At 57.7% G+C, this 25,144-nt stretch carries 23 protein-coding genes; 6 read left to right on the top strand and 17 right to left on the bottom strand.

All coding sequences use genetic code 11. From position 1 onward, the window contains the following. Positions 1 to 124: 124 nt before the first annotated feature. The 5 genes from ACOTXL_RS19910 to cmoB are packed head-to-tail and all read left to right on the top strand — an operon-like array spanning position 125 to position 3,705. The gene (locus ACOTXL_RS19910; RefSeq protein WP_003859741.1) at positions 125 to 691 is read left to right on the top strand and encodes a hydrolase; all 567 of its coding nucleotides are present in this window, start codon (positions 125 to 127) and stop codon (positions 689 to 691) included. Beyond that, positions 688 to 1,506 (top strand): DUF72 domain-containing protein, encoded by an 819-nt coding sequence (locus ACOTXL_RS19905; protein WP_023314350.1) that lies wholly within the window; start codon positions 688 to 690, stop codon positions 1,504 to 1,506. Before ACOTXL_RS19910 ends, ACOTXL_RS19905 begins: the two co-directional genes overlap by 4 nt. Positions 1,507 to 1,557: 51 nt before the next feature. Continuing rightward, entirely contained in the window at positions 1,558 to 1,953 is a 396-nt protein-coding gene (locus ACOTXL_RS19900) for an MAPEG family protein (protein ID WP_003859737.1), read from the top strand. 40 nt (positions 1,954 to 1,993) lie between these two features. Then, the gene (gene cmoA / locus ACOTXL_RS19895) at positions 1,994 to 2,737 is read left to right on the top strand and encodes a carboxy-S-adenosyl-L-methionine synthase CmoA (RefSeq protein ID WP_003859735.1); all 744 of its coding nucleotides are present in this window, start codon (positions 1,994 to 1,996) and stop codon (positions 2,735 to 2,737) included. Continuing rightward, positions 2,734 to 3,705, top strand: a complete 972-nt coding sequence (gene cmoB, locus ACOTXL_RS19890) for a tRNA 5-methoxyuridine(34)/uridine 5-oxyacetic acid(34) synthase CmoB (protein WP_022651447.1) — start codon at positions 2,734 to 2,736, stop codon at positions 3,703 to 3,705. Before cmoA ends, cmoB begins: the two co-directional genes overlap by 4 nt. A 260-nt stretch (positions 3,706 to 3,965) precedes the next feature. Here cmoB and cutC read toward each other — a convergent pair whose 3' ends face one another. Both cutC and ACOTXL_RS19880 read right to left on the bottom strand, forming a co-directional pair. Then, positions 3,966 to 4,709 (bottom strand): copper homeostasis protein CutC, encoded by a 744-nt coding sequence (gene cutC / locus ACOTXL_RS19885; RefSeq protein ID WP_045350827.1) that lies wholly within the window; start codon positions 4,707 to 4,709, stop codon positions 3,966 to 3,968. 78 nt (positions 4,710 to 4,787) lie between these two features. Then, positions 4,788 to 5,348 (bottom strand): VOC family protein, encoded by a 561-nt coding sequence (locus ACOTXL_RS19880; protein ID WP_032609525.1) that lies wholly within the window; start codon positions 5,346 to 5,348, stop codon positions 4,788 to 4,790. Between the two features lie 238 nt (positions 5,349 to 5,586). Between ACOTXL_RS19880 and argS the strand changes: the two genes are divergently transcribed. After that, positions 5,587 to 7,320: an arginine--tRNA ligase gene (gene argS / locus ACOTXL_RS19875; RefSeq protein WP_003859730.1), complete on the top strand. Its 1,734-nt coding sequence runs from the start codon at positions 5,587 to 5,589 to the stop codon at positions 7,318 to 7,320. Between the two features lie 34 nt (positions 7,321 to 7,354). On the opposite strand, the gene ACOTXL_RS19870 is transcribed toward argS, so the two are convergent. The 15 genes from ACOTXL_RS19870 to ACOTXL_RS19800 form a co-directional block, all read right to left on the bottom strand. Continuing rightward, the gene (locus ACOTXL_RS19870; protein WP_003859729.1) at positions 7,355 to 8,494 is read right to left on the bottom strand and encodes a glycoside hydrolase family 88/105 protein; all 1,140 of its coding nucleotides are present in this window, start codon (positions 8,492 to 8,494) and stop codon (positions 7,355 to 7,357) included. Positions 8,495 to 8,498: 4 nt separating this feature from the next. Further along, positions 8,499 to 10,082, bottom strand: coding sequence for an MFS transporter (locus tag ACOTXL_RS19865; RefSeq protein ID WP_023324881.1), 1,584 nt, complete (start codon positions 10,080 to 10,082; stop codon positions 8,499 to 8,501). 261 nt (positions 10,083 to 10,343) lie between these two features. Then, positions 10,344 to 10,736: a flagellar protein FlhE gene (gene flhE, locus ACOTXL_RS19860; protein WP_003859725.1), complete on the bottom strand. Its 393-nt coding sequence runs from the start codon at positions 10,734 to 10,736 to the stop codon at positions 10,344 to 10,346. Further along, positions 10,736 to 12,814, bottom strand: a complete 2,079-nt coding sequence (flhA, locus tag ACOTXL_RS19855; protein ID WP_003859723.1) for a flagellar biosynthesis protein FlhA — start codon at positions 12,812 to 12,814, stop codon at positions 10,736 to 10,738. The genes flhE and flhA overlap by 1 nt, the downstream gene beginning before the upstream one ends. Beyond that, positions 12,807 to 13,955: a flagellar biosynthesis protein FlhB gene (flhB, locus tag ACOTXL_RS19850; protein WP_003859720.1), complete on the bottom strand. Its 1,149-nt coding sequence runs from the start codon at positions 13,953 to 13,955 to the stop codon at positions 12,807 to 12,809. The genes flhA and flhB overlap by 8 nt, the downstream gene beginning before the upstream one ends. 150 nt (positions 13,956 to 14,105) lie before the next feature. Continuing rightward, positions 14,106 to 14,750 (bottom strand): protein phosphatase CheZ, encoded by a 645-nt coding sequence (gene cheZ / locus ACOTXL_RS19845; RefSeq protein WP_003859718.1) that lies wholly within the window; start codon positions 14,748 to 14,750, stop codon positions 14,106 to 14,108. Between the two features lie 10 nt (positions 14,751 to 14,760). Then, positions 14,761 to 15,150, bottom strand: a complete 390-nt coding sequence (gene cheY / locus ACOTXL_RS19840) for a chemotaxis response regulator CheY (RefSeq protein ID WP_000763862.1) — start codon at positions 15,148 to 15,150, stop codon at positions 14,761 to 14,763. Positions 15,151 to 15,167: 17 nt separating this feature from the next. Next, complete coding sequence (locus ACOTXL_RS19835; protein ID WP_023324884.1) at positions 15,168 to 16,217, bottom strand: protein-glutamate methylesterase/protein-glutamine glutaminase; 1,050 nt, start codon at positions 16,215 to 16,217, stop codon at positions 15,168 to 15,170. Continuing rightward, positions 16,214 to 17,080, bottom strand: a complete 867-nt coding sequence (gene cheR / locus ACOTXL_RS19830; protein ID WP_003859714.1) for a protein-glutamate O-methyltransferase CheR — start codon at positions 17,078 to 17,080, stop codon at positions 16,214 to 16,216. The genes ACOTXL_RS19835 and cheR overlap by 4 nt, the downstream gene beginning before the upstream one ends. 19 nt (positions 17,081 to 17,099) lie before the next feature. Then, positions 17,100 to 18,701, bottom strand: a complete 1,602-nt coding sequence (tap, locus tag ACOTXL_RS19825; RefSeq protein WP_045350826.1) for a methyl-accepting chemotaxis protein IV — start codon at positions 18,699 to 18,701, stop codon at positions 17,100 to 17,102. 44 nt (positions 18,702 to 18,745) lie between these two features. After that, positions 18,746 to 20,413, bottom strand: a complete 1,668-nt coding sequence (tar, locus tag ACOTXL_RS19820; protein WP_045350825.1) for a methyl-accepting chemotaxis protein II — start codon at positions 20,411 to 20,413, stop codon at positions 18,746 to 18,748. Positions 20,414 to 20,498: 85 nt separating this feature from the next. Continuing rightward, on the bottom strand, positions 20,499 to 21,461 hold the full coding sequence (locus ACOTXL_RS19815; RefSeq protein ID WP_023324887.1) for a Csu type fimbrial protein: 963 nt from the start codon (positions 21,459 to 21,461) through the stop codon (positions 20,499 to 20,501). Then, positions 21,458 to 23,842, bottom strand: a complete 2,385-nt coding sequence (locus ACOTXL_RS19810) for a fimbria/pilus outer membrane usher protein (protein WP_045350824.1) — start codon at positions 23,840 to 23,842, stop codon at positions 21,458 to 21,460. The genes ACOTXL_RS19815 and ACOTXL_RS19810 overlap by 4 nt, the downstream gene beginning before the upstream one ends. Next, a complete protein-coding gene (locus tag ACOTXL_RS19805) occupies positions 23,818 to 24,579 on the bottom strand; it encodes a fimbrial biogenesis chaperone (RefSeq protein ID WP_045329898.1) in 762 nt (253 codons plus the stop codon). Before ACOTXL_RS19805 ends, ACOTXL_RS19810 begins: the two co-directional genes overlap by 25 nt. 16 nt (positions 24,580 to 24,595) lie before the next feature. After that, positions 24,596 to 25,144 carry a Csu type fimbrial protein gene (locus tag ACOTXL_RS19800; protein ID WP_032609535.1) on the bottom strand — a complete coding sequence of 183 codons (549 nt, stop codon included), beginning with the start codon at positions 25,142 to 25,144 and terminating at the stop codon, positions 24,596 to 24,598.

Genomic DNA, 25,144 nt, shown 5'->3' with positions numbered 1-25,144 from the left:
CGGCCTGACGCGCGTTTGCTGAACTCTTATTGCCTATTCTCACAAAAATTAACAAAATTATCCGACCGATAACAGGCCATCACGTCGTAAGGTGTAGAAAAGCAATCATTTGACGGGAGCGACGATGTTTACACTTGATGCCACCAAAACCGCCCTTGTGGTCATTGATTTACAGGAAGGCATTCTGCCTTTTGCCGGTGGTCCGCACACCGCTGACGATGTGGTCAGCCGCGCTGCGCGCCTGGCAGAAAAATGTCGCGCCAGCGGCTCGCCTGTTGTTATGGTGCGCGTCGGCTGGTCCGCTGATTTCGCCGAAGCGTTAAAACAGCCGGTTGATGCTCAGGCCCCGGCGCAGGCGCTGCCGGACAACTGGTGGACATATCCTGTCTCGCTCGGTAAACGCGACGGCGATATAGAAGTCACCAAACGCCAGTGGGGCGCATTCTACGGCACCGACCTGGAGCTCCAGCTGCGCCGTCGCGGGATCGACACGATTATTCTGTGCGGGATCTCCACCAACATTGGTGTGGAATCCACCGCCCGTAACGCCTGGGAGCTGGGCTTTAACCTGGTGATCGCGGAAGATGCGTGCAGCGCAGCCTCTGCGGATCAGCACCAGGGCAGCATGACCCATATCTTCCCGCGTATCGGTCGCGTGCGCAGCACGGATGAGATCCTCAGCGCGCTATGATGTACGTGGGCCTGCCCCAGTGGTCGCACCCGAAATGGGTGCGCCTGGGTATTACCAACCTTGAAGAGTATGCCCGACACTTTAACTGCGTGGAGGGCAATACCACGCTGTACGCTCTGCCCCGCGCGGAGATCGTCGAACGCTGGCGCGAGCAAACCACCGACGACTTCCGCTTTTGCTTTAAATTCCCGGCGACCATCTCCCACAACGCCGCGCTGCGCAACTGCGATGATTTAACCCACGAGTTTTTCACCCGGATGTCGCCTCTGGCCAACCGTATTGGCCAGTACTGGCTCCAGCTTCCCGCCACGTTTGGCCCACGCGACCTGCCCGCCCTCTGGCAGTTTCTCGAGGCCCTGCCACTTGATTTCACCTACGGCGTAGAAGTGAGGCATCCGGAATTCTTTGCCAAAGGCGACGCGGAGAAAGCGCTCAATCGCGGCCTGCATGAACGATCGGTCAACCGCGTGATCCTCGACAGCCGCCCCGTGCACAGCGCAATCCCGCACAGCGAAGCCGTTGTTGATGCCCAGCGCAAAAAACCGAAAGTACCCGTCCATGCGATCGTAACGGCGCAGAACCCGATGGTCCGGTTTATCGGCAGCGATAACATGCAGCAAAATGAGGAGATGTTCGCCGTCTGGCTGCAAACGCTGGCGAAATGGGAGCACACCACCACGCCGTACCTTTTTTTACATACGCCGGATATCGCACAGGCGCCTGAACTGGTCGATGCTCTCTGGCAGGCCTTGCAGCAGGCGGTTCCGTCGGTTGGCCCCGCGCCGTCCATCCCACAACAATCTTCTCTTTTCTGAAATCACCCCCTATCATAGAGACGTGCCATCTGCCAAAAACAGGGAGTTAGTATGGTCAGCGCGCTGTATGCGGTGTTAGGTGCATTACTGCTGATTAAGTTTTCATTTGATGTTGTGCGCCTGAGAATGCAGTACCGCGTCTCGTACGGTGACGGGGGCTTTTCTGAGCTGCAAAGCGCAATCCGGATCCACGGCAACGCGGTCGAGTACATTCCCGTCGCGTTAATTTTACTGCTGTTAATGGAGATGGATGGCGCTGAAACCTGGATGGTGCACGTCTGCGGGCTGCTGCTGATAGCAGGGCGTTTGATGCATTATTATGGTTTTCACCACCGCCTGATCCGCTGGCGTCGTTCCGGCATGAGCGCGACCTGGTGCTCGCTTTTGCTGATGGTGCTGGCTAACCTTTGGTATATGCCGTGGGAGTTGGTTTTCTCCTTCCATTAGCGCACAATATGCCCCTTTATTTTTCCCGGATTTTTACGTTATGTCAGATCGCGACACGCTTTTTTCCGCGCCTATCGCCAGCCTGGGCGACTGGACCTTTGATGAACGGGTAGCCGAAGTCTTCCCGGATATGATCCAGCGCTCTGTTCCCGGTTATTCCAATATTATCTCCATGATCGGCATGCTGGCGGAGCGTTTTGTTCAACCCGGCACGCAGGTCTATGACCTGGGCTGTTCGCTGGGAGCGGCAACGCTGTCCATTCGTCGTAACGTTCATCACGAAGGCTGCAAGATTGTGGCTGTCGATAACTCACCGGCCATGGTCGAACGCTGCCGTCGCCACATTGACGCGTATAAAGCCCCTACGCCTGTGGAGGTGGTAGAAGGCGATATCCGCGATATCGACATCCAGAACGCCTCGATGGTGGTTCTGAACTTTACCCTTCAGTTCCTGGTGCCGGACGATCGTCAGCGGTTGCTGGATAAAATTTATCAAGGCCTTAACCCGGGCGGCGCGCTGGTGTTGTCTGAGAAATTCAGCTTTGAAGACGCCAGCGTGGGCGAACTGCTGTTCAACATGCACCATGATTTCAAGCGTGCAAATGGCTACAGCGAGCTGGAGATCAGCCAGAAGCGCAGCATGCTTGAAAACGTCATGCTGACGGATTCCGTAGAAACCCACAAAGCGCGCCTGCGCAAAGCCGGATTTGAACACAGCGAACTGTGGTTCCAGTGCTTTAACTTTGGTTCTCTGGTGGCGCTGAAAGCCGGAGACGCAGCATGATCGAGTTCGGTAATTTCTATCAGCTGATTGCCAAAAACCATCTTTCCCACTGGCTGGAAACCCTGCCTGCGCAAATTGCCACCTGGCAGCGCGATCAGCAGCATGGTCTGTTGAAGCAGTGGTCCAACGCCGTGGAGTTTCTGCCTGAACTGACGCCTCATCGTCTGGATTTACTGCACAGCGTGACGGCGGAGAGCGAAGAGCCGCTCCCGGCCGGGCAGATCAACCGCATCGAAACGCTGATGCGTAACCTGATGCCGTGGCGCAAAGGGCCGTTTTCACTTTACGGCGTAAACATCAACACCGAGTGGCGCTCTGACTGGAAGTGGGATCGCGTTCTGCCGCATTTATCCGACCTGACCGGGCGCACCATTCTGGACGTGGGCTGCGGTAGCGGCTATCACATGTGGCGCATGATCGGCGCAGGCGCGCATCTGGTCATCGGTATCGATCCGATGCAGCTGTTCCTGTGCCAGTTTGAAGCGGTGCGTAAGCTGTTGGGTAACGACCAGCGTGCGCACCTGTTGCCGCTGGGTATCGAGCAACTCCCTGCCCTGAAAGCCTTTGATACCGTTTTCTCGATGGGCGTGCTGTACCACCGTCGTTCCCCGCTGGAGCATCTCTGGCAATTGAAAGATCAGCTGGTCAGCGGCGGCGAACTGGTGCTCGAAACGTTGGTTATCGAAGGCGATGAACATGCCGTTCTGGTGCCGGGCGATCGCTATGCGCAGATGCGCAACGTTTACTTCATCCCTTCCGCGCTGGCGCTGAAGAACTGGCTGGAGAAATGTGGGTTTGTCGATGTACGCATCGCCGATGTGTGCGTGACGTCGATTGAAGAACAGCGTCGCACCGACTGGATGATCACCGAATCGCTGGAGCAATTCCTCGACCCGGACGATCACAGTAAAACCATCGAAGGCTATCCGGCCCCGATGCGTGCGGTATTGATTGCGACGAAGCCGTAGTTTGTACCGGGTGGCGGCTGCGCCTTACCCGGCCTACGCGTCGCACGTTTTCTCCAAAATAGTTCAAGTTGCAGCAAGGCGGCAACGCAGCGAATCCCCGGGAGCTTACATCAGTAAGTGACCGGGGTGAGCGAGGCGGCCAACGCGGCTGCGGCTTGAAATATGAAGGAGAAAAAAAGGCCCCTGTGTAATTTGCAGGGGCCTGGTACAAGCAAGCATCATATTGGGCGACATGATGCGCGGTAAAAATCGGTACGTTGCTACACGTGATGACGTTCAATCAACGATTTCATTACCGCAACCGACTCTCCATCCACACCGTAGCGCGAGTACTCATCCGCTTCAGCATCCGTCGACATTGACAACCCTGTATTGCGATAACGCATGGGTGAAGGTATCCATTTACCCGCTGAGCTGTGCAGCTCTTCCACCTCTGCGTTTAAAAACAGTTCCAGATTGCTGGCGCGTACTCCTGCGCCCGCCATGATTATTGGAACACCGGAATGTGCTTTTAGTTCCGTAATTAATTTCAGTCCTTTTTCAGCCGAGGACTGCTGGCCCGACGTCAGAACGCGCGCCACGCCCAGTTCTGCCAGCGTATCAAAGGCTTGTATCGGATCTTGACACATATCGAACGCACGATGAAAAGTGACCGTCATTCCCCGGGCAACGCGCATAACCTGGCGCATGCGCGGAAGATCGATGTTGCCGTCTTCGTCCAGTACACCGATCACCAGCCCCGGAAAACCTAAATCACGGACGAGGGCGATATCCTCAAGCATGGCACTGAACTCACCCGCCGTATAACAAAAATCACCGCCGCGCGGGCGAATAATCGGGTGCACCGGAATAGTGATGGCCTGACGGGCTGATTTCAGCACGCCAAAGGACGGGGTTAATCCTCCTTCTTTCGGTGCCGCGCAAAGCTCGATGCGATCGGCCCCGTGCCGTTGCGCAGTGACGGCACACTCCACGCTGTAACAACAAATTTCCAGCAGCGCCATGTCATCCTCCTTAAATTTCACTCAACGTATCATCGTGGCACGTTGCCCGATTGGTGTCTGGATCGACGCTCACAATGCTTACGCTTCGCTGGCGACGATCTGCTCGATAGTCCAGGGATGGAATTTCACCGTCACGTTGCCGTCCGTTACGGCAAGCGTAGGGTTCGGTAAGCGTTCGCGCTCCCCTTTTGGCGAGCTGGTTTTGACGAAAATACCCGGCTGGCTTAACCCCTCGTCGGAAAGCAGCGTCAGCGCACGGGCGTTCAGCGTCTCGGGCTCCCCAGGCAGAACAATTTCGATATGCTCCCAGCCTTCGTGCGGATAACGCTTCTCTCCTGGCCAGGGCAGTTCCACAACGGTGAATTGCCAGTGCGCCACCGTTACCGGCGCATGAAGTTTGAACAGGCAGATCGGGCGACCGTTAATGATATTCTCCGACAGCAGTTCTCCGCACTGTTCAAAGCCACGCCGCCAGCGTTCGGCGGTGGCATTCTGGTGGCAGCGCAAAGAGATGTGATCGGCCTCAAGCGGCGCGATATCCAGCCCGAGACGGGTGGCAAGTTCTGTGAACGCCTGGGTGAAGCGCGGTAAATCTGCGGAAATATCATGCAGTTCGTCAATGGTGTGCCAGTTCGCCATAGGTCAGTCTCGTTTCGTGTCGCAAAGCCGCTAATTTACTCTGTTGCCCTCTGTCGACCAACCGCAGAATCACGGTTTTTTCGACTGCATGATTATGCATACCGTCTTCGCCTGGATTCTGAGCGATCTTCGCCCCCCGCAGGGCTGACGCCCGAAGGCATTTGCAGTATACTCCCGCCCTAAATTCTTAAACTGGCGTGGGTGTTTTTTACCCGCATCAAAAACGTAAGGTATCCAGGTGAATATTCAGGCTCTTCTCTCAGAAAAAGTCAGTCAGGCACTGATTGCCGCAGGTGCGCCTGCGGATTGCGAACCACAGGTTCGTCAGTCAGCGAAAGTACAGTTTGGCGACTATCAGGCTAATGGCGTGATGGCAGTGGCTAAAAAACTGGGCATGCCGCCGCGACAGCTCGCTGAGCAGGTACTGACGCATCTGGATCTCACCGGCATCGCCAGCAAAACCGAAATCGCCGGTCCAGGCTTTATCAACATTTTCCTTGAGCCTGCATTCCTGGCAAGCCACGTTGACGCGGCGCTGAAATCTGACCGTCTGGGCGTGGCTCAGCCAGAAGCGCAGACCGTGGTGGTTGACTACTCCGCGCCAAACGTGGCGAAAGAGATGCACGTCGGTCACCTGCGCTCCACCATCATCGGTGACGCGGCAGTGCGTACCCTGGAGTTCCTTGGTCACAAGGTGATCCGCGCAAACCACGTAGGCGACTGGGGCACGCAGTTCGGCATGCTGATCGCGTATCTGGAAAAACAGCAGCAGGAAAACGCAGGCGAAATGGCGCTGGCAGACCTGGAAGGTTTCTACCGTGAAGCCAAAAAGCACTATGACGAAGACGAAGCCTTCGCCGAGCGCGCGCGCAGCTACGTGGTGAAACTTCAAGGTGGCGACCCGTACTTCCTCGAGATGTGGCGCAAGCTGGTGGACATTACCATGTCCCAGAACCAGCTTACCTATAATCGTCTGAACGTGACCCTGACCCGTGACGACGTGATGGGTGAAAGCCTGTATAACCCGATGCTGCCAGGCATTGTGGCGGACCTGAAAGCTAAAAATCTGGCGGTGGAAAGCGAAGGCGCAACGGTGGTGTTCCTTGATGAGTATAAAAACAAGGAAGGCGAACCGATGGGCGTGATCGTCCAGAAAAAGGATGGCGGCTATCTTTACACCACCACCGACATCGCCTGTGCGAAATACCGTTACGAAACCCTGCATGCGGACCGCGTGCTGTATTACATCGACTCCCGTCAGCATCAGCATCTGATGCAGGCGTGGACTATCGTGCGTAAAGCGGGTTATGTGCCGGATTCCGTGCCGCTGGAACATCACATGTTCGGCATGATGCTGGGTAAAGACGGTAAGCCGTTCAAAACCCGTGCGGGCGGCACCGTGAAGCTTTCCGATCTGCTGGATGAAGCGCTGGAACGCGCGCGTCGCCTGGTGGCCGAGAAGAACCCGGACATGCCTGCTGACGAGCTGGAGAAACTTGCTAACGCGGTGGGAATTGGCGCGGTGAAATACGCGGATCTCTCCAAGAACCGTACCACCGACTATATCTTCGACTGGGACAACATGCTGGCGTTTGAAGGCAACACGGCGCCATACATGCAGTACGCTTATACCCGGGTACTCTCCGTCTTCCGTAAAGCCAATATCGACGAAAGCGTGCTGGCGAATGCTACGGTGTCTATTACCGAAGACCGTGAAGCACAGCTGGCTGCCCGCCTGCTTCAGTTCGAAGAGACGCTCTCCGTGGTCGCGCGTGACGGTACGCCGCACGTTATGTGTGCTTACCTGTACGATCTCGCCGGTCTGTTCTCTGGCTTCTACGAACACTGCCCTATCCTCTCTGCCGAGAACGAAGCGGTGCGCCACAGCCGCCTGAAGCTCGCGCAGCTGACGGCGAAGACCCTGAAGCTCGGTCTGGACACTCTGGGTATCGAAACCGTAGAACGTATGTAAAAAATAAACCCGGCAAGCGCCGGGTTTTTTATTATCAGAAATACTTCCGCAAATACTCCGTCAGGCACAGTATCGCCATCGCCTGCCCGTACGGCATCGACGTGAGCGGTATCTGGCGATAAAACTCAAGATCGCTTCCCATCCCGGTCCCGAACGAGGTTTGCAGCAGCTCCCCTTCCGGCGAGATGTTTTTCACGATACCGCGAATCGCTTTCTCCGCCACCTCTGCGTACTCTGCGCCGACATAACGCTTGCGCACGGCTTTCAGAATGCCGTAGGCAAACCCTGCCGTGGCCGACGCCTCCAGATAAGATTCAGGATCGTCCAGCAGCGTATGCCACAAGCCACTCTCGTCCTGACATTTTGCCAGTGCGGCGATCTGCGCGTTCAGTACCTGCACCAGATAGCGACGAACGGCGTTGTTTTCCGGCAGATCCACCAGCTCGAGGAAATCCGGGATCACGATGGTCAGCCAGCTGTTGCCGCGCGCCCAGCGGGCCCGGGCAAAGTTGTGATTGCCGTCGTAATTCCAGCCGTGGAACCACAGCCCCGTCTCCCGATCCATCAGGTTCTGTACGTGGAGCAGGAACTGATAGATCGCCTCCTCGACGTACTCCGGCTTGTTCAGCAGCTTGCCGATTTTCGCCAGCGGCAGCACCGTCATCATCAGCGTGTCATCCCACATTTGCTGATGGTTCTCTTCCGCCAGGGTGATGTGCTGCATGCCACCATGTTCGGTGCGCGGCATCTCATTCATCGCCCATTCCGCCCAGCTTTCCAGCCACGGCAGCCAGGCCGGGTTTTTGGTCTCTTCGTAGCGATACGCCAGCGTCAGGAACGGCGACATGGTATTCACGTTTTTGGTGGTTGCGCCTTCAGCGAAACGGTCAGTAAACCAGCTGTCGATAATCTCGCGCATGCCTTCGTCACCGGTCTGGCAGTAATACTGCCAGATACCGTATAAACCGACGCCGTGGGTCCATTCCCATCCGGCCCAGCCTTTGGTGTCGATCACGCGCCCGTCGTCCAGCCGCAGCAAAAACTCACCCGTTTTGTCGTGGATATTGACCAGGTTATGCGTCACCTTTTGAATCAGCGATTTCAGCTCATCCCTGGCGATAAAGCGCTCAGGCTGACGCAGTAACGGGCTATGTTTGACAGGCCAAACTTTCATCATCTTAACCTCTGTTGTATGTCGAATTCAGTACCGCGCGATCCTTCAGCGAAGGGGCCGCCGGCTTATTGCGATTCAGATAACCGATATTGTTGTTGCCCCACAGGGATTCATACGGCATACCGGCCAGCATCTCCACGGTGGCGCGGGCCTGCGGGGTCACCGCCTCTGGCATCGCATGGCCGGACTCGCGCATTTTCGCGGTCTCTTCACGCAGGGTGCTGTGGGTCTGCAAATTGAGTTTGAAGCGCAGGGAGACCAGGAAGCCGCAGAACAGTACCAGAATGGTGCCGACGCTCAGGATCATCAGGATAGTGTGGCTCACTTCCGCAGGCTGCACTTTTTGCCCGCTGACAAAGCCAGACATCTGCATCACGATCCCCACCAGCATTACCGCACCGGCCTGAGACGCTTTACGGGTCAGCGTCATGATGCCCGCGAAGATCCCTTCGCGACGCTGGCCGGTGATCACTTCGTCCACGTCCGCAATGTAGGTGTAGGTATTCCACGGTACGTAGTTGATCCCCCCGCGACCAAGACCGGCAACCGCAGAGATCAGCAGCAGCAGAGCGTAAACGTCGCTCAGGCCCGCGTAATAAAGTACCGCGTAAGAGAGCGAAGCCAGACCAAACAGCACGACCACCATGCGGTAAGACGGCGCAGGCCCGAAGCGAATGCACAGCGGGATCATGCCGATCACGGCGAGGAACTGGAAGATGGCCATCGTGCCCAGCAGGTTGGAAGCCATTGACGCCTCCTGCATCAGCACAAATACCACGTAATAGGTAAACACGGCATTAAAGACGTCCTGTGCGATGTAGCCGCCAAGGTACATCCCCAGATGCTGGCGGAAAATCTTGATACGCAGCGTCGAACTTAATTCAACAAAAAGGCGATTCAGGCTCTGGCCCAGGGTCAGCTTTTTCTTCTCTTCTTCGGCACGCAGGGCCGCTTCAGACCACTCTTCCCGCGGGCGCTCCCAGGTAAAGAACCAGACGAACGTAAGCATCAGCGCGCAGAGTACGGAGAAGACCAGGCTTGCATAGAAGAAGGAGATCGCGTTGTCTTTGCCGAAATGCGTGAGCAGGATCCCCGGGAGGAAGGAAGCCAGAATAGCGGACATCTGCGCCATAGAGATACGCGCCCCGGAGAATTTGGTTTTCTGTTTGAAATCGTCCGTCATCTCCGGCACCAGCGTTTCGTATGGCACCAGGATCATGGTGTAGACGATATCAAAGATCAGATAGGTCAGCAGGTAGTACCAGAAACTCATGTCCCCTACCCACATCAGCGAGTAGCTGAAAACGCAGGGAATACCGAGCATGATGAAGAACTTACGACGGCCAAAACGCTTGCCCAGCCAGGTGGTGCCAAAGTTATCGGTTAAAAAGCCCATTAACGGGCTGACAACCGCATCCAGCACCCTTGCGGCGGCGAAGATAAAGGTTGCTTCAATCGGTGTGAGTCCACAGAAGGTGGTATAAAAATACAAAAGCCAGGCGGCCGTCAGGGCGGTGGTTCCCGCCCCGAGGAAGTCCCCTGACCCGTAAGCAAGATAATTTGCGAGTCCAATTTTACGTGTTTTCATTGCCGTCAACCCTAATCAGTTTTGGGAGACTCCCTGTAAGCAAACCTCGTCCGGGAGTTTTTACACGGCTACAGTAAAAGTATCGACCTGTTGATACCTTTCTGTTTCTGCCATCACAAAGGGGTGAATGGCAAAAATGCAAAGAGTGTCAATACGCGTGTCACTGATTTATAAAACAGCGTTTCTTTTGTATCAAAAGGGAAGGTCAATTTTGCGAGCCAGCCTTCAGAAATGCCTGAAGACTGGTGAAAAGGCAGGCAGTTAGCGGTAGTTGACGAGCACCTCGTTGCGCTGAACTTTCAGCGCCGGGATCAGACGTCCACCGCCTGGCACTTCCCAGATAAAGCGTAAAGGCTCCTGAGCAGACACCCCGTTGAAGGCCTGGGTGGTGCCACTTTGTCCCTCGATTTCCGCGCAGCGGGTCAGCGAGCACAGCCGCACCCGCAACCCGGCTGGTGTGGGTCCCGTCAGGGTGTAATTCCAGGCCACCAGCGTCATCTGCCCGGACACGGGCTCAGAGGCGGACAACGGACGGGAGGAGATCGACTCCCCGCGATGGTTGAGCGTTAAGCCTATACTGCTGGCCTGCCATGCCCCCTCGCCTGCGGCCTGCGCCGCCAGCGGGAAAAGTAAGATCCACAGCCACTTCCGCATTATTTCCCTCCTATGGTCGCCGTCATGCGAATATTGCGGTTATCGGACAGCTCCATATTCGACAGCACCACCAGCTGGTTCAGGCTCCGGCGCAGGAAGCGCGACAGCAGCGGACGCAGCGCATGATTCACCAGCAGCACCGGCGGCGCGCCCAGCATCTCCTGACGCGCCAGCGCCTCCTGGGTTTGCGCCAGTAATCTGTCCGCCAGACCCGGCTCCAGCCCGCCACCGCCCTGCAACGCCTGAAGCAGCAGCCGTTCCAGCGGTGTATCCAGGCCAATGACCTGCACTTCGCCGGTTCCCGGGAACCATTGCTGGGTAATGGCGCGTCCGAGCGCCACTCGTACCACCGCCGTCAGTTCGTGCGGATCGCTTTGCAGCGGCGCATGTTCGGCCAGCGTCTCAAGGATGGTACGCATATCGCGAATGGGCACCTTCTCGTCGAGCAGGTTTTGCAGCACTTTATGCAGGGTGGTTAAGGTCAGCACGCCCGGCACTAAATCTTCGGTCAGCTTCGGCATCTCCTGCGTTACGCGGTCGAGCAGCTGCTGCGCCTCCTGACGACCAAACAGTTCCGCAGAGAACTGGCCAATCAGATGGTTGAGGTGCGTCGCCACCACGGTACTGGCCTCAACAACCGTGTAACCCTGGATCTGCGCCTGCTCTTTCAGAGCGCTCTCAATCCAGATTGCCGCCAGACCAAAGGCCGGGTCGGTCGTCTGCTCACCCGGCAACGTGCCTGCGGCCGTGCCCGGGTTAATTGCCAGCCAGCGGCCGGGGTACGCATCACCGCTGCCGATTTCTACCCCTTTCATCAGGATGCGATAGCGCGCGGGCGGGAGATCCATGTTGTCCCGGATGTGGACCACCGGCGGCAGGAAGCCCATATCCTGGGCGAATTTTTTACGAATGCTGCGGATACGGCCAAGCAGTTCACCATCCTGCTGGAAATCCACCATCGGGATCAGGCGGTACCCCACTTCCATCCCCAGCGAATCTTCGAGCTGAACGTCGTTCCAGGTGGCCTCCACCGCCTGGGTGTTCTCAGGCATTTTGACCGGCGCTGGCTCTGCCTTAGGCTGCGTTTCACGGCCACGCATCCACCAGGCAAGGCCCAGCAGCGCGGCAGTAAACAGCAGGAATACCAGGTTTGGCATGCCAGGCACCATACCGAGCAGGCCCAGTACCGCCGCGGAGAGCAGCATAACGCGCGGGTTGCTGAACAACTGCCCCACCATCTGCTCGCCTACATCCTGATCGGTGCTGACGCGGGTCACAATCACACCCGCCGCGGTGGAGATCACCAGCGCCGGGATCTGCGCCACCAGACCATCACCAATGGTCAGCAGCGTATAGCTTTCCGCTGCGTGGCCCATGTCCATGCCGTGTTGCAGCACGCCGACAAGCAGGCCGCCGACGACGTTAATCACCATGATCAGAATGCCCGCGATGGCGTCACCGCGCACAAACTTACTCGCACCGTCCATGGAGCCGTAGAAATCTGCCTCCTGGGTCACTTCGGCACGGCGTTTTTTTGCTTCATCTTCCGCGATCAGCCCGGCATTCAGGTCGGCGTCGATGGCCATCTGCTTACCCGGCATCCCGTCGAGCACGAAGCGCGCGCCTACTTCTGCGATACGCCCCGCACCTTTAGTGATAACCATGAAGTTGATAATCACCAGAATGACGAACACCACGATACCGATGGCGAAGTTGCCGCCCACCAGGAAGTGACCGAAGGCTTCGACCACCTTGCCCGCCGCCGCCGCGCCGGTGTGCCCTTCCATCAGGATGATACGCGTGGAGGCAACGTTCAGCGCCAGACGCAGCAGCGTGGTGAACAGCAGGATCGTTGGAAACGCGGCGAACTCCAGCGTGCGCTGGGTGAACATCGCCACCAGCAACACCATGATGGACAACGCAATGTTGAAGGTGAAAAGCAGGTCGAGAATAAATGCCGGTAACGGCAGCACCATCATCGACAGAATTAGCAGGATCAGAATCGGTCCGGCAAGGATCTGCCATTGCGTCGATTTCAGGTTGCCGGGCAGGCGCAACATTGCCACCAGATTAGCCATCAGTGTCCTTCTCGTTCAAAAAATCCAGTGCTTCAGGCACCGGAAGGTTCTCAGGTTTTACAGGTCGTTGACCGCCCGCTAAACGCCAGCGTTTCAGTTGCCACACCCAGGCCAGCACCTCTGCGACAGCGGCGTAGAGCTGGCCCGGGATCTGTTGTCCAATTTCCGCGTGGCGATACAGCGCACGGGCCAGCGGCGGTGCTTCCAGGATCGGTACGCGGTTTTCCGTCGCGATTTCACGAATGCGCAGCGCAATCAGTCCGGCCCCTTTCGCCACCACTTTCGGCGCGCTCATTTTGTTTTCGTCGTACTGAAGCGCCACGGAGTAGTGGGTCGGGTTGGTGACGATGACGTCGGCTTTCGGCACATCTTCCATCATGCGCCGACGCGCGGCGGCACGCTGCATCTGCCGGATACGGCCCTTAACGTGGGGGTCGCCTTCCATCTGTTTATATTCATCGCGGATGTCCTGACGCGACATTCGCAGCTTTTTGATATGGGAATAGATCTGGAAGATAACGTCGAACGCCACCATCGGAATAATGCTGAGTACCACCAGCAGCGAGCATAACCCGACCAGGTTCAGGGCATTTTTCATCGCCGTCATCGGGGACTCGCTGATCAGGCGCATCATCTCCGGCCAGTGGTGCCACAGAAAAAACCCGGCTGTACTGCCCATAAGAAGCGATTTCAGGATCGCTTTAAGAAGCTCAGCCCCGGTTTGCGCGGAGAACATTTTCGCAATACCGGGTAGCGGGTTGAGCTTGGAGAATTTCGGTTGCAGCGATTTACCGCTGAACACCAGGCCACCGAGCATGACCGGCGAAACAAGGGCCACGATGACCACGCCCGCGATCAGCGGCAGCAAGGCGATCATCGCGCTTTTCACAAGGTTGATGATTTGAATGAGGATCAGATTGGGGTCATTGACCATGCTGTGATCAAAACGTAAGCCAGCAGAGAGCATTCCCGCCAGTCTGCGGGCGAGCATCTCCCCGCCCCACCAGATTATGCAGACGCCCACCACCAGGATCAGCAGGGATGTCAGCTCTCGGGATCGGGGGATCTGCCCATCCTCACGGGCTTTTTCAAGTCGGTGGGGTGTGGGGGCTTCTGTTTTGTCGTCGTTCTCTTCTGCCACTGTGCCTGCTCGCAGCCCATTAATTCACGGGTATCATGCCAGCGCAGAGAAAATCCAATGGCGGGAAAAGCCCGTTTATTCGGGCTCTTTTCGCTGTTTTTGTTCTGAGCTGCCTCAGGCCGCGTTAACGACCTGAGGCAGAACGGGCAATCAGAAACCAAGGCTATCCAGCAGATCGTCCACCTGATCCTGGCTTGCCACCACGCCCGCTTTGCTGGTGTCAAGCTGTGGACCATTGAGCAGGCTTTCGTTCTCGCGTTTCGGACGGGCAGCCGGTTCCGGAATGTTCTCCAGCAGCACCATCAGCAGCTGACGTTCAATCTCCTGAATCACATCCATCATGCGCTTGATCACCTGGCCGGTAAGGTCCTGGAAATCCTGCGCCATCATGATGTCCAGCAGCTGGGCGTTAGTGAAGCTGGTGTGGCCCGGCACGTCACCCAGGTACTGACGGGTATCCGTTACCAGTTCGCGGGCATCCGCCAGCTCAATAGGGTTCTCAAACCACTCATCCCAGCGTTTGCTCAGCGCTTTCGCACCCTTCTCCATGGCATCCTGGTGCGGCTGCGAGGCTTCAACGCTGTTCAGTGCACGCTCGGCCGCCTGCGCGGTCATCTGCACGACGTAGTCCAGACGGTCGCGCGCGTCAGGGATGGCTTCCGCCGCTTCGGCGATCGCCTGGTCCAGCCCCAGCTCACGCAGGCTGTCGCGCAGCATGCGGGTCAGGCTACCAATGCGGGCAATAATGTCGCTCGGCGAATGTTCTTCAACGGGTTTCATAGCAGGTTGCAACATATCCATCACCTCACATGCCGAGTTTCTCGAAGATCTTCCCGAGCTTCTCTTCCAGAGTCGCCGCGGTGAATGGCTTCACCACGTAGCCGCTTGCGCCCGCCTGTGCAGCGGCAATAATGTTCTCTTTCTTCGCTTCTGCGGTCACCATCAGCACCGGCAGAGAGGCCATGCCTGCATCCGCGCGGATGGTTTTCAGCAGTTCGAGACCGTCCATGTTCGGCATGTTCCAGTCGGAAATCACAAAACCAAACCCGCCAGCCTGGAGCTTGTTCAGCGCATCCACCCCGTCTTCTGCTTCTTCAACATTGTTGAAGCCCAGCTCTTTCAGCAGGTTGCGCACAATGCGACGCATGGTGGAAAAGTCATCCACAACCAAAAACTTAAGCTCTTTATCCGCCATAAAATAATACTCCTGAGTCAAATACGTATTGCCTGTCCGGCACTGATTTTCGCCAGCATCTGCTGGCTTACCTGGCTAAGATCGACCACTTCGCTTACGCCACCCATATTGATGGCCTCGCGCGGCATGCCGAACACCACACAACTTGCTTCATTCTGCGCAATCGTCCAGGCGCCAGCCTGGTGCATCGCAAGCATTCCGGCGGCGCCGTCGTTACCCATCCCCGTCAGGATCACCCCAACGGCGTTGCGCCCCGCATGTTTCGCCACCGAATGAAACAGCACATCCACCGACGGACGGTGCCGGTTAACCGGCGGCCCGTCATGAATTTTGACTTGATAGTTCGCCCCGCTGCGCGCCAGCTCCATGTGCTTGTCACCCGGGGCGATATAGGCGTGACCCGGCAGCACGCGCTCGCCGTCTTCCGCCTCTTTCACGCTGATCTGGCACAGCTTATTCAGGCGCTCCGCGAACGAGCGGGTAAAGCCCGGCGGCATATGTTGCGTAATCAGAATACCCGGGCTTGAGAGCGGCAATGGCTGGAGTACATGGCGAATTGCCTCTGTTCCTCCGGTTGACGCGCCAATCACCAGCAACTTTTCCGAGCTGAGTAACGGCCCCGCCTTCAGGGTTGCCGGGGCTGCCGTCGGTTTATGCGCGGCAAGCTTCGCCCGGGACGCGGTGCGGATCTTCTCGGCGATCATCTCGCTGTACGCCAGCATCCCCTCGCGAATGCCGAGCTGCGGCTTGGTGACAAAATCCACCGCCCCCAGCTCCAGCGCGCGCAGGGTGATTTCTGAACCCTTACCGGTCAGAGATGACACCATCACCACCGGCATCGGGCGCAGGCGCATTAATTTTTCCAGGAAATCGATGCCATCCATGCGCGGCATTTCAACATCCAGCGTCAGCACGTCGGGGTTATATTTTTTGATTAAATCCCGCGCGACCAGCGGATCGGGCGCTGTCGCCACCATCTCCATATCGCTGTGGCTATTGATGATTTCGGTCATGATCTGACGCATCAGCGCCGAATCATCGACAGACAATACCCTGATTTTACTCATGCTTTTTCCTTACTCAGCGCATATACCGTTTGCCCACGCAGGCTAAACTCACGCACGAGGTTGCTGAAGTTTTCCGAGTGCCCGGCAAACAGTAAACCGTCAGGCTTGAGCAACGGAACAAAGCGACGCAAAATGTCCTGCTGCGTCGTTTTATCAAAATAGATCATCACGTTACGACAAAAAATGGCGTCGAATGGCCCCGGCACGTTGTACTGCTTATCCAGTAAATTAACGGGGGCAAATTCCACGCAGTTCGCCAGCTCCTGGCGTACGCGCACCAGTCCTTCATGCGGGCCGGTACCGCGCATGAAGTAACGCTGTAGCTGCTGGGGAGACAGCGTTTTCAGCTCATCCTGGCGATAAACGCCGTTACGGGCTTTTTCCAGCACTTCCGTGTCGATGTCGCTGGCGTACACTTTCCAGCGACCCGGCGCCATGCCCAGGGTGTCCGCCAGGGTGATGGCCAGCGAGTACGGCTCTTCCCCGGTAGAGGCCGCCGCGCTCCAGACGCGATACTCTCCGCCACGGCGGCGGGCGTGTTCCGCCAGCACCGGGAAGTGATGCGCCTCGCGGAAAAACGCGGTCAGGTTGGTGGTTAATGAGTTGATAAATGCCTGCCATTCGGCGCTGTTCTGGTTCGCTTCGAGCATGCTCAGATAGCGGCCAAAATCGTCCAGCCCCAGCGTGCGCAAGCGCCGCACCAGCCGGTTGTAGACCATGTCTCGCTTATGGTCCGCAAGCACGATCCCCGCACGCTGGTAGATTAACTGACATATCCGACGAAAATGCGCGTCGGACAGCGCGAGGCGCTGTGTCATCTGCAACAATAATGACGTTTGCCCTGAGGGCATGGGTGATGTCATAGCGCCTTCTCAATCACATTCAGGATACAACGGGCACGGCCTGTGACCGTCCGACTTCTGTTACTGCTTCAACGTGCTCTTTCACATTAAATACGGCGACTAACCCGGTAAGGTGATCCGCCTGGTTTGCCAGCTGATCGGTCGCAGCCGCCGCCTCTTCCACCAGTGAGGCGTTCTGCTGTGTAACCTGATCCATCTGTGTAACGGCCTGCGCCACCTGCTCAATACCACGGCGTTGTTCATCAGACGCCGAGGCAATCTCGCCCATAATGTCGTTAACCCGCGTCACGGAGGTGACTATCTCGTGCATGGTCTGCGCGGCGGTATCCACCAGCGCGGAGCCCTGCTGAACCCGGGAGACCGACTCTTCTATCAGCCCTTTGATCTCTTTCGCCGCATTGGCGCTGCGGCTGGCGAGGTTTCGGACTTCACCGGCAACCACCGCGAACCCGCGCCCCTGCTCGCCGGCACGCGCCGCTTCCACCGCCGCGTTCAGCGCCAGAATATTGGTCTGGAACGCGATACCGTCGATAACGCTGATAATGTCGCCAATTTTCTGCGAGCTGGCGGCAATCTCCTGCATCGTGCTGGCAACGTGAGAAGCCTGATCGCCCCCACGTTTCGCCGTCATCGCTGCCTGTTTTGACAAGTCGGACGCCTGACGCGCGTTATCGGCGTTCTGGCTTACCGTCGCGGTCAGCTGCTCCATGCTGGCCGCCGTCTGCGCCAGCGATGCCGCCTGCTGTTCAGTGCGGGAAGAGAGGTCGTTATTGCCTGCCGCAATCTCGGAGATCCCGGTATGCATGGCGTAACTGCCCTGGCGAACGTTGCTTACCGTTTCCCGCAGCGAACTCTGCATCGCCTTCAGGCTGGCGAAAATCGCTGATATTTCATTCCTGCCATACACGGCCACCGGACGCGCCAGGTCGCCCTTCGCAATACTGTCGAAGTGACTGCTGACGATGGCCAGCGGCTGGACGATCATTTTGCGCGACCACCACAGCGAGCCGCCGGTCAGCAGGGCCGCCAGGATTACCATAGTCAGGAATATCACCCCTGACATGCGGTAACTGGTACGGCTGTCCGCACCGGCACGCGCCACAAACTGGTTAATATCCTGCTGCCATGCGTTAAAGCTGTCGTCAAACGCCGCCTGAGACGCCTGCACCGGCGCGGTCAGGAAGTCAGAAAGTTGGTTGTTCTCCAGCCACGTCGCCTGATGGTCGAGATCGCCGTACCACACATCAAAGGTCTTTTTCATGGCGACTTTGAGCGCTTTCTCTTTCTCACTGACCGCCTCCTGCGCCATAAAAGCCTTAAACTGCGCGTCGGCCTGCTTCAGGCTGCTGCGGGCCACAACCATCAGCGCCTTAATATCCTCCGGCGGATAGCTCAGCGCGGTTAACGTCCCTGCTTTGTTCAGCGCAGTGCTTGCCTGCAACAGCACGGCACGCGTTTGTGCCAGTGCGGAGCGCTGCTGATTACTCGTCTCAACTTCCTGCAAATTCTGATAGCCATCGCGAAACGCCCAGAAAGACAACCCGTTACTGCCAACCTGCAAAACCCCACACAGGATCAGAATCAAAAACAGTGTGGTCGAGATACGAATACGATTTAACATCCACGCTCCCATCAAGCGGCAAGCAGCCGCGGTTTAATTGTCAGTCAAAATGTTTCCCAGTTTTCATCTTGTCCGGTCACCGCTGCGCGCGTACGTGCTGTCACGGGCGCCGGGGCTGCTTCGCCGTACACCGACCGCGAGCTGACCGTATTTGTTGTTTTTGAAGTAAGACGGAACGCCGAGACGGCCATTTTCAGGCGGCTCGCCTGGTCCTCCAGCGCAGCGGCCGCGGCAGCGGACTCCTGCACCAGGGCGGCGTTTTGCTGCGTCACACGATCCATTTCCGATACCGCCAGGGCGACCTGGTCAATACCACGACTCTGCTCATCCGATGCAGAGGCGATTTCACCCATGATGTCCGTCACGCGCGTCACGGCATTCACGATGTCATTCATGGTTTCACCCGCACTTTCCACCAGCACCGAGCCGGTATCCACGCGTGAAACAGAGTCTTCAATCAGAGCTTTGATCTCTTTCGCCGCATTGGCGCTGCGGCTGGCGAGGTTACGCACTTCGCCGGCGACTACGGCAAACCCGCGCCCCTGCTCGCCCGCACGCGCCGCTTCAACGGCCGCGTTCAGCGCCAGGATGTTGGTCTGGAAGGCGATGCCGTCGATAACGCTGATGATGTCGGCGATTTTCTTCGAGCTGTCGGCAATGTCATGCATGGTTTTCACCACGCCGTCGACCACCCGACCGCCGCGCTGGGCGGTGTCGGACGCGCTCTCTGCAAGCTGCGACGCCTGGAGGGCATTGTCGGCATTCTGCTTCACGGTCGCGGTGAGCTGCTCCATGCTGGCCGCCGTCTCTTCCAGAGCGGATGCCTGCTGTTCGGTACGGGACGAAAGATCGTTGTTGCCCATCGCGATTTCACTCGTGCCGGTATAGATGGCATCCGCCCCCTCGCGCACGTTGGCGACGGTATCAATCAGCGAACGCTGCATATGGTCGACGCTGGTTGCCAGCTCGGTGATCTCATTGCGCCCAGAAACAGTCAGCGTTTTCGTGAGATCGCCCCGGCCAATATCACGGATATGGGCAATGACGCGGCCAAGCGGGTTAAGAAGGATATGACGAATGCCGTACCACACGGCCACCAGTACGATGACCAGCGCGAGGGCGAGAACCGCCATCTGCCATTTAGCGAAACGGTAGTCGTTCTGGCTTTGCGTGAACGCGGAGTGATAAAGCTCGCCGCTGGCTTTAGCGTACTCGCCGAGCGCCGCGCCGAGGGCGTTCTGCATTCCCTGGGTCGGCTGCGCGAAATAGGCGTCCATATTGCCCTTCTCCAGGAACTGCACCAGCTCCGTGAGGCCGGCGAAGTAGGCCTGATATTTTTCATCTATGTTCGCGCTCGCCTGCGCCATTGCCGGCTGAGGGGCGATTTTTTTGAAGGCGTCGTAATGTTTCGCCGCGTCTGCCAGCGTGGCGCGCGCATTCTTCAGCAGTTCCGTTTTTGCGCTGCTCTGCTGGTTATTTGGGTCCATCATCATGCGGGCAGACGAGCGGCTCAGGTTGATACGCGTCTGCAACATCAGATCCCAGGTCGTGGTCAGTTCGCTTTGCTGCATTCGCAAAGCGTTCGAGGCCGCGAAGCTGTCCTGGTTCTGTTTTAACGACGAGAAAAAGAGGCCGCCAGAAGTAAGCTGAAGAAGTGCGAAAATGACCAGCACCATCATAAGCATTGTGACAACGCGGATACGGTTCAACATACAACACCTTCTCATAGATTTATTAACGGTGTTATCGGCACAGGCCACAGGAACTTTACATTTGCGAAAGGGAAAAGCGCGGGAGTCAGAATGCGACGTCGACAATCAGCGTGTCGGTGTAGGTTCCGGCAGGCGGCGTGGCCTGGCTGGTCAGAACTTTGGCGGTGTAGTTGTAGGTACGTAAAAGCCCGTCCGTACTGACCTGCGATGAGCTGGCGCTGGCCCAGCGCTCGCTGCCGCTGCTACCCCAGCGGTTGCTGGTCGCCTCTTTGTAGATGTCGTAACTCATGAAGTTGCTGCCGCTGACCATACGACGCACGTTGTTCAGGGCATTTGCCCCATTATTAATGCCTATGGTGTAGGTGCTGCCTTTGGTACAGGTGACGGCAACCGACTGTGAAACGGTGGGAAAATTTTGCACCAGCGGCGCGCTGTTAAAATTCACGTCCGGCGTGGTCATGGTGCTGCAATCGTTGGTGACGGTCATGTTGACGAGAATGGAGGTGGTTGCCGTGCCGGTTTGCGGGGTCAGGCACGCACCGACCGCGCCAACAGCGCACACGTTGTAGTTGATGCTGAACGTTAACAACACCTGGTACGGCCCGGCAGTGACGTTCTGCCCCATTACGGTCCGGAAATAAAGGGGAATGTTGTAGCGCCTTGAACCCAGCAGCCCGAGCAGCGTGTTTCCACTCCAGGTATAGGCTTTGCTGATTTGTACTTCACTGTTTCCGCCGCAGCCGGACGCCCCGCACAGGCGCGTAGGAATGACATCGGTAATAGCCGCGTTGTCCGTACGCTTCATGGTCGCCCGGCTATTCGCAAAGACGGATGCCGAAGTGTAATTCAGCGTCACCGAGTCGTTGGTTAACAGGTTGAGAACGGTATCGCAGGTCACCACCAGCGTGCCCGTCGTTTCCACTTCTCCGGTGCCGCTGAGTGCGAACGAGGTGACGCTGCCAAACGAGGCATTCACCGTACTGACGGTACAGGCCGCCCAGCTGCCGCCGGAGCACAGCAGCAGAAGCGCGATTAACAGGCGTCTCACGGCGCCTCCCGACAGGTCAGCGGACCGTAGGTTTGCAGCTTATGCTCAGGGTTTGCGCCAACGGTCAGCGTTGCCGTACACCGTTTACCCTCCGGGGTGATGACCTCAAGCGGATTCACATCGTTGAGGTTTTCCAGCCAGGCGAGGCCGTCATAGCCGACAACCGCGCTGCTGCGGGATGCGCGTCTGACCTGGCTTCCCACCGGGATCGCATTGCCCTGCGCATCGTGCAGAATGACGCTGGCAACCCGCTCCTGCTCCATCGGGAAATCCACCAGATAACCGTTATGCCGACGAATCGCCACCCGACGCTCGGTCTCTTTCAGCCGGGTATCCGCAGGTAAGTTCAGGGTATCAATGCGGTAGCTTGCCGGGTAATAGGCGGAAACGCCGCTGACCAACAGATAACCTTTGTTATTGGTTTTACCAACCGGCTGGTTTTCGTAGCTGACGGGTACGTCCGGATGTCCGTCGGTGCTGATCACCACAAACGCATCGTTGATTTTGTTCGCCGCAAATAGCTCACCGTCCATCAGCACGACAGAACCCATCGCCTCGCCCCACCAGGTCATCATGCCCTTCTCACCGTAGCCGCCGCCCTGTAGCTCCACGTTGTTATTCCGCCAGCCGAGCGTGGCCTGCTGATAGTTACTCGACCGCGACTGGTTGGCCCAGGCCATGTTCCAGCTAAAGCCGCCGTCTGAAGGCATCGAGTGGTTGTAGTTAATGCGTTGAGTGCTGCCTGCGTCAGGAGTGTTTTCAAAGGTGACGGCCGCGCTGTCACGTTCGCCGAGGGGAACCTGCAACGACAGCGCAACCGTCCAGTCGCCCCGCTGCTGGTCACGGCTGGCAGCCAGATAAATACTGCTTGAGTCCCACAAATTACGGCTCCAGGAGAGGTTGAGCAGCTCAGTTTTTTTGCTGTCAAAACTTTCAACCCCGATCCACGCCGCGCCGATATTGCCGTAACCGCCGAGGTTAAAGGTTAAGGAATACTGGTCGGTATTGCGGCTCAGGCTGGCAACGGGGTTATCATTTTCATCATAAACGGTGGGCTGATCGTACAGGGCGAGGTTGCCGAAGCCACGGTCGCGCCGGGTATGCTGGGTCGCTACGCTAAACTCGCTGGTGTTGTACTGATAGCCCCAGTTTATCTGGCCGCCGCTATCGCCGCGCATGCGGCTTTGGGTCCACGAGGTATTTACCACGCCAAAACGCCCGAGCTTCAGCACCGTGCCCGCTCCGCCGAGCGCCAGCGACTCCGCCCCTTCCGCATGCCCCTCCAGCGTCAGCCAGTCGGTCACCCCGTAGCGATACGATCCGCTGCCCGCCGCCGGGCCATAGTCAAAATTCTCAATACCGTAGTTACGCCGCAGGCTGCCCAGCGTCACGGCGCCGTCGCTTAACCCCTGCTTAAGCAGATCGCTGCTGACATAAAACGGCAGCGTGGTACTCACCTGACGACCCAGCGCATCAGTGGTAACCAGCACCGCATCCCCGGCACCGTTGATATACGGCAGATTGGTGAGGGTAAACGGCCCCGGCTGAAGGCGGGTGGAGCCGGAACGGTAGCCATTAATAAAGAGATCGACCGAGGTCGGGACAGCCGCCTCGCCGGAAAACGCCGGCAGCGGCCAGGTCACCAGATCAGGACACAGGGAGAAGTCGCGCCCGTAGCTGATCCCGCCCATGCGCACGCTGGTGCTCCAGCTCAGCGCATCGCTGATGACGTCCCCGACGGTCCAGGTGGTGGCATCTTCCTCGTTGGTGATCAGAAACGTTGAGTCGTAGCGCACGTACCCTTCCTGCTGCCCGCTGTTACCGGTGAAATTCTGCCGGGCGTAACCCGTCGATGAAAACGAATAATCCTCATTGAAATAGCGGAACTCGTGCCAGACCGACGCCTGGCCGCCCGTGTGCTCGGAATGGTTGGTATAAACGTCGTAATTGAGCAGCGCGCCGCGGCCATAGTGCGGCTTGCTATGCGTGTTCTGTTCGCTGAACGGCGTGATCCGCGCGGCGACCCAGTCCCGGGGGACCGTCAGCAACAGACGCTGGGCCGTGCTGTCGTACTCTGCGCGTACCGACGTAAGCGTCGAGAGATTCACCTCTCCGGCAGGCACATGCGCGGGCGGCAGCCCGGCGCGGAGCAAATCCGCGCCCGAAATAAACCAGGCGCCCTCGCGCTGCGTCACCGGCACCACCAGACCCGTGTCATAGTGGTTCAGCACCAGGGCGAGCTGGAATACTGCTTCGCCGTTCATCGTCCGTGCATCCGGCGGCGGCGGTAAACTGTCGTCACCGGTTTCGGCAAAGGCGCTGGTACTGACGCAAAGCAGGATCATCATCGCCGGTTTCAGTTGACGGGCGTCGATTGCCATTGCGTATCCCTGGCATTAATTTGCGCGCTCATCCGGTTCGGCTGATAAATCCCTGCCGGAAGCGGCCAGCTTCGGGTGCTGCCTGGCAGCACATAACCCAGCAGCCCCTCGGCAACCGTGCGTTTTTGCCCGCCCTGCTCAACCGCAACCTGGCTGAGCCGGACATGAACATCCCCCTGATTACGGACCTGAAGCGCGGGTTTCCCCCCCTCCTGAATGACCCGCCAGCTCAGCTGTTGGGTGTTCGCCAGCGCGTGGTGTGCCCCTTCGTTGAGGGTGGGGATACCCTGCCCATAAACAAATAAAGGAATCGAATAGCGCATTTGCAGTTTGAGGCCCATGGACGGTTCCGCTTTGGCATCCGGCTGGGGAATTTCATCCACAATAATGCGGTAGGCCTGCTCAACCCCCGACGGGATCGTCCCCTGCTTGATCAGGCGAATAAGCTGTTTACTGCCTTTAGCGATAGTCACGATCGGCGGGCTGGCGACCACATCCTGCTGGGCGGTGTAACGCTCATATCCGCCCTCCTGTTTCCAGCGCACAATGCGTATCTGCATTGTCGTGGCGCTGTTGCCCTGATTCTGGATCCACAATTCAGTTGCTCTGGCCTCTGCCGAAAGCCACGGATCGATGGGCCACAAAAGAATGGTTGCCGCTGCCTGCGCCTGGCCCGCTGCCAGAGCCGTTGCCCCCAACAGACCCACCAGGCCTGATCGCCTGAAAAATGGCTTCATCGATGTTCTCCCTTTCCTACCATGACAAGGTCACGGTGAGTTGATCTGAATATGTTCCCGGCAGGCTAAACCCCGTCAGGAGCGCGACGCCAAAAAGAGGCAGCGCGATGTTATTGCTGTTGGTATAGGTAATCGGTATGGCCTGGTTAACGCCAATTTCACTGTTCGCGGCCAGTGAGCTGCTGCTGTAGAGCCGGTAACCGACCACCTCTGTCCCGCCTGAACGCGTCATCCGCCTCACAGAGCTATAATTCTGACCGCCGTTAATGCTCATACTTAGCGCCACACCCGGTGTGCAGGCGATGGACAACGCGCCGTCGGCGACAAAGCTGGTGCTGACCGGCGTGTTGTCCACGCCATTGCGGGTTCCAAAATCCAGCGTCCCAAAGCGCCCGCCCGTGCCGGTACTCACCGAGCATCCTGGTACTACCGTCGCGCTCACCCTGAAGGACTGGGATGTCACCGCCCTGGCGTCGCAGATCATCATCAGCCCGACGATCAGGGCCAAAAAAGGGTGCACGACGCCCTCTGCGCTTTCGCGCAGACATAAACACAATGCCTTCAT

The sequence above is a fragment of the Enterobacter cloacae complex sp. IR5402 genome (assembly GCF_049238125.1).
GTDB lineage: Bacteria > Pseudomonadota > Gammaproteobacteria > Enterobacterales > Enterobacteriaceae > Enterobacter > Enterobacter hormaechei_C.
Note: the sequence above shows the minus strand (reverse complement) of the source record. Positions and strands in the feature narration are given on the sequence as shown.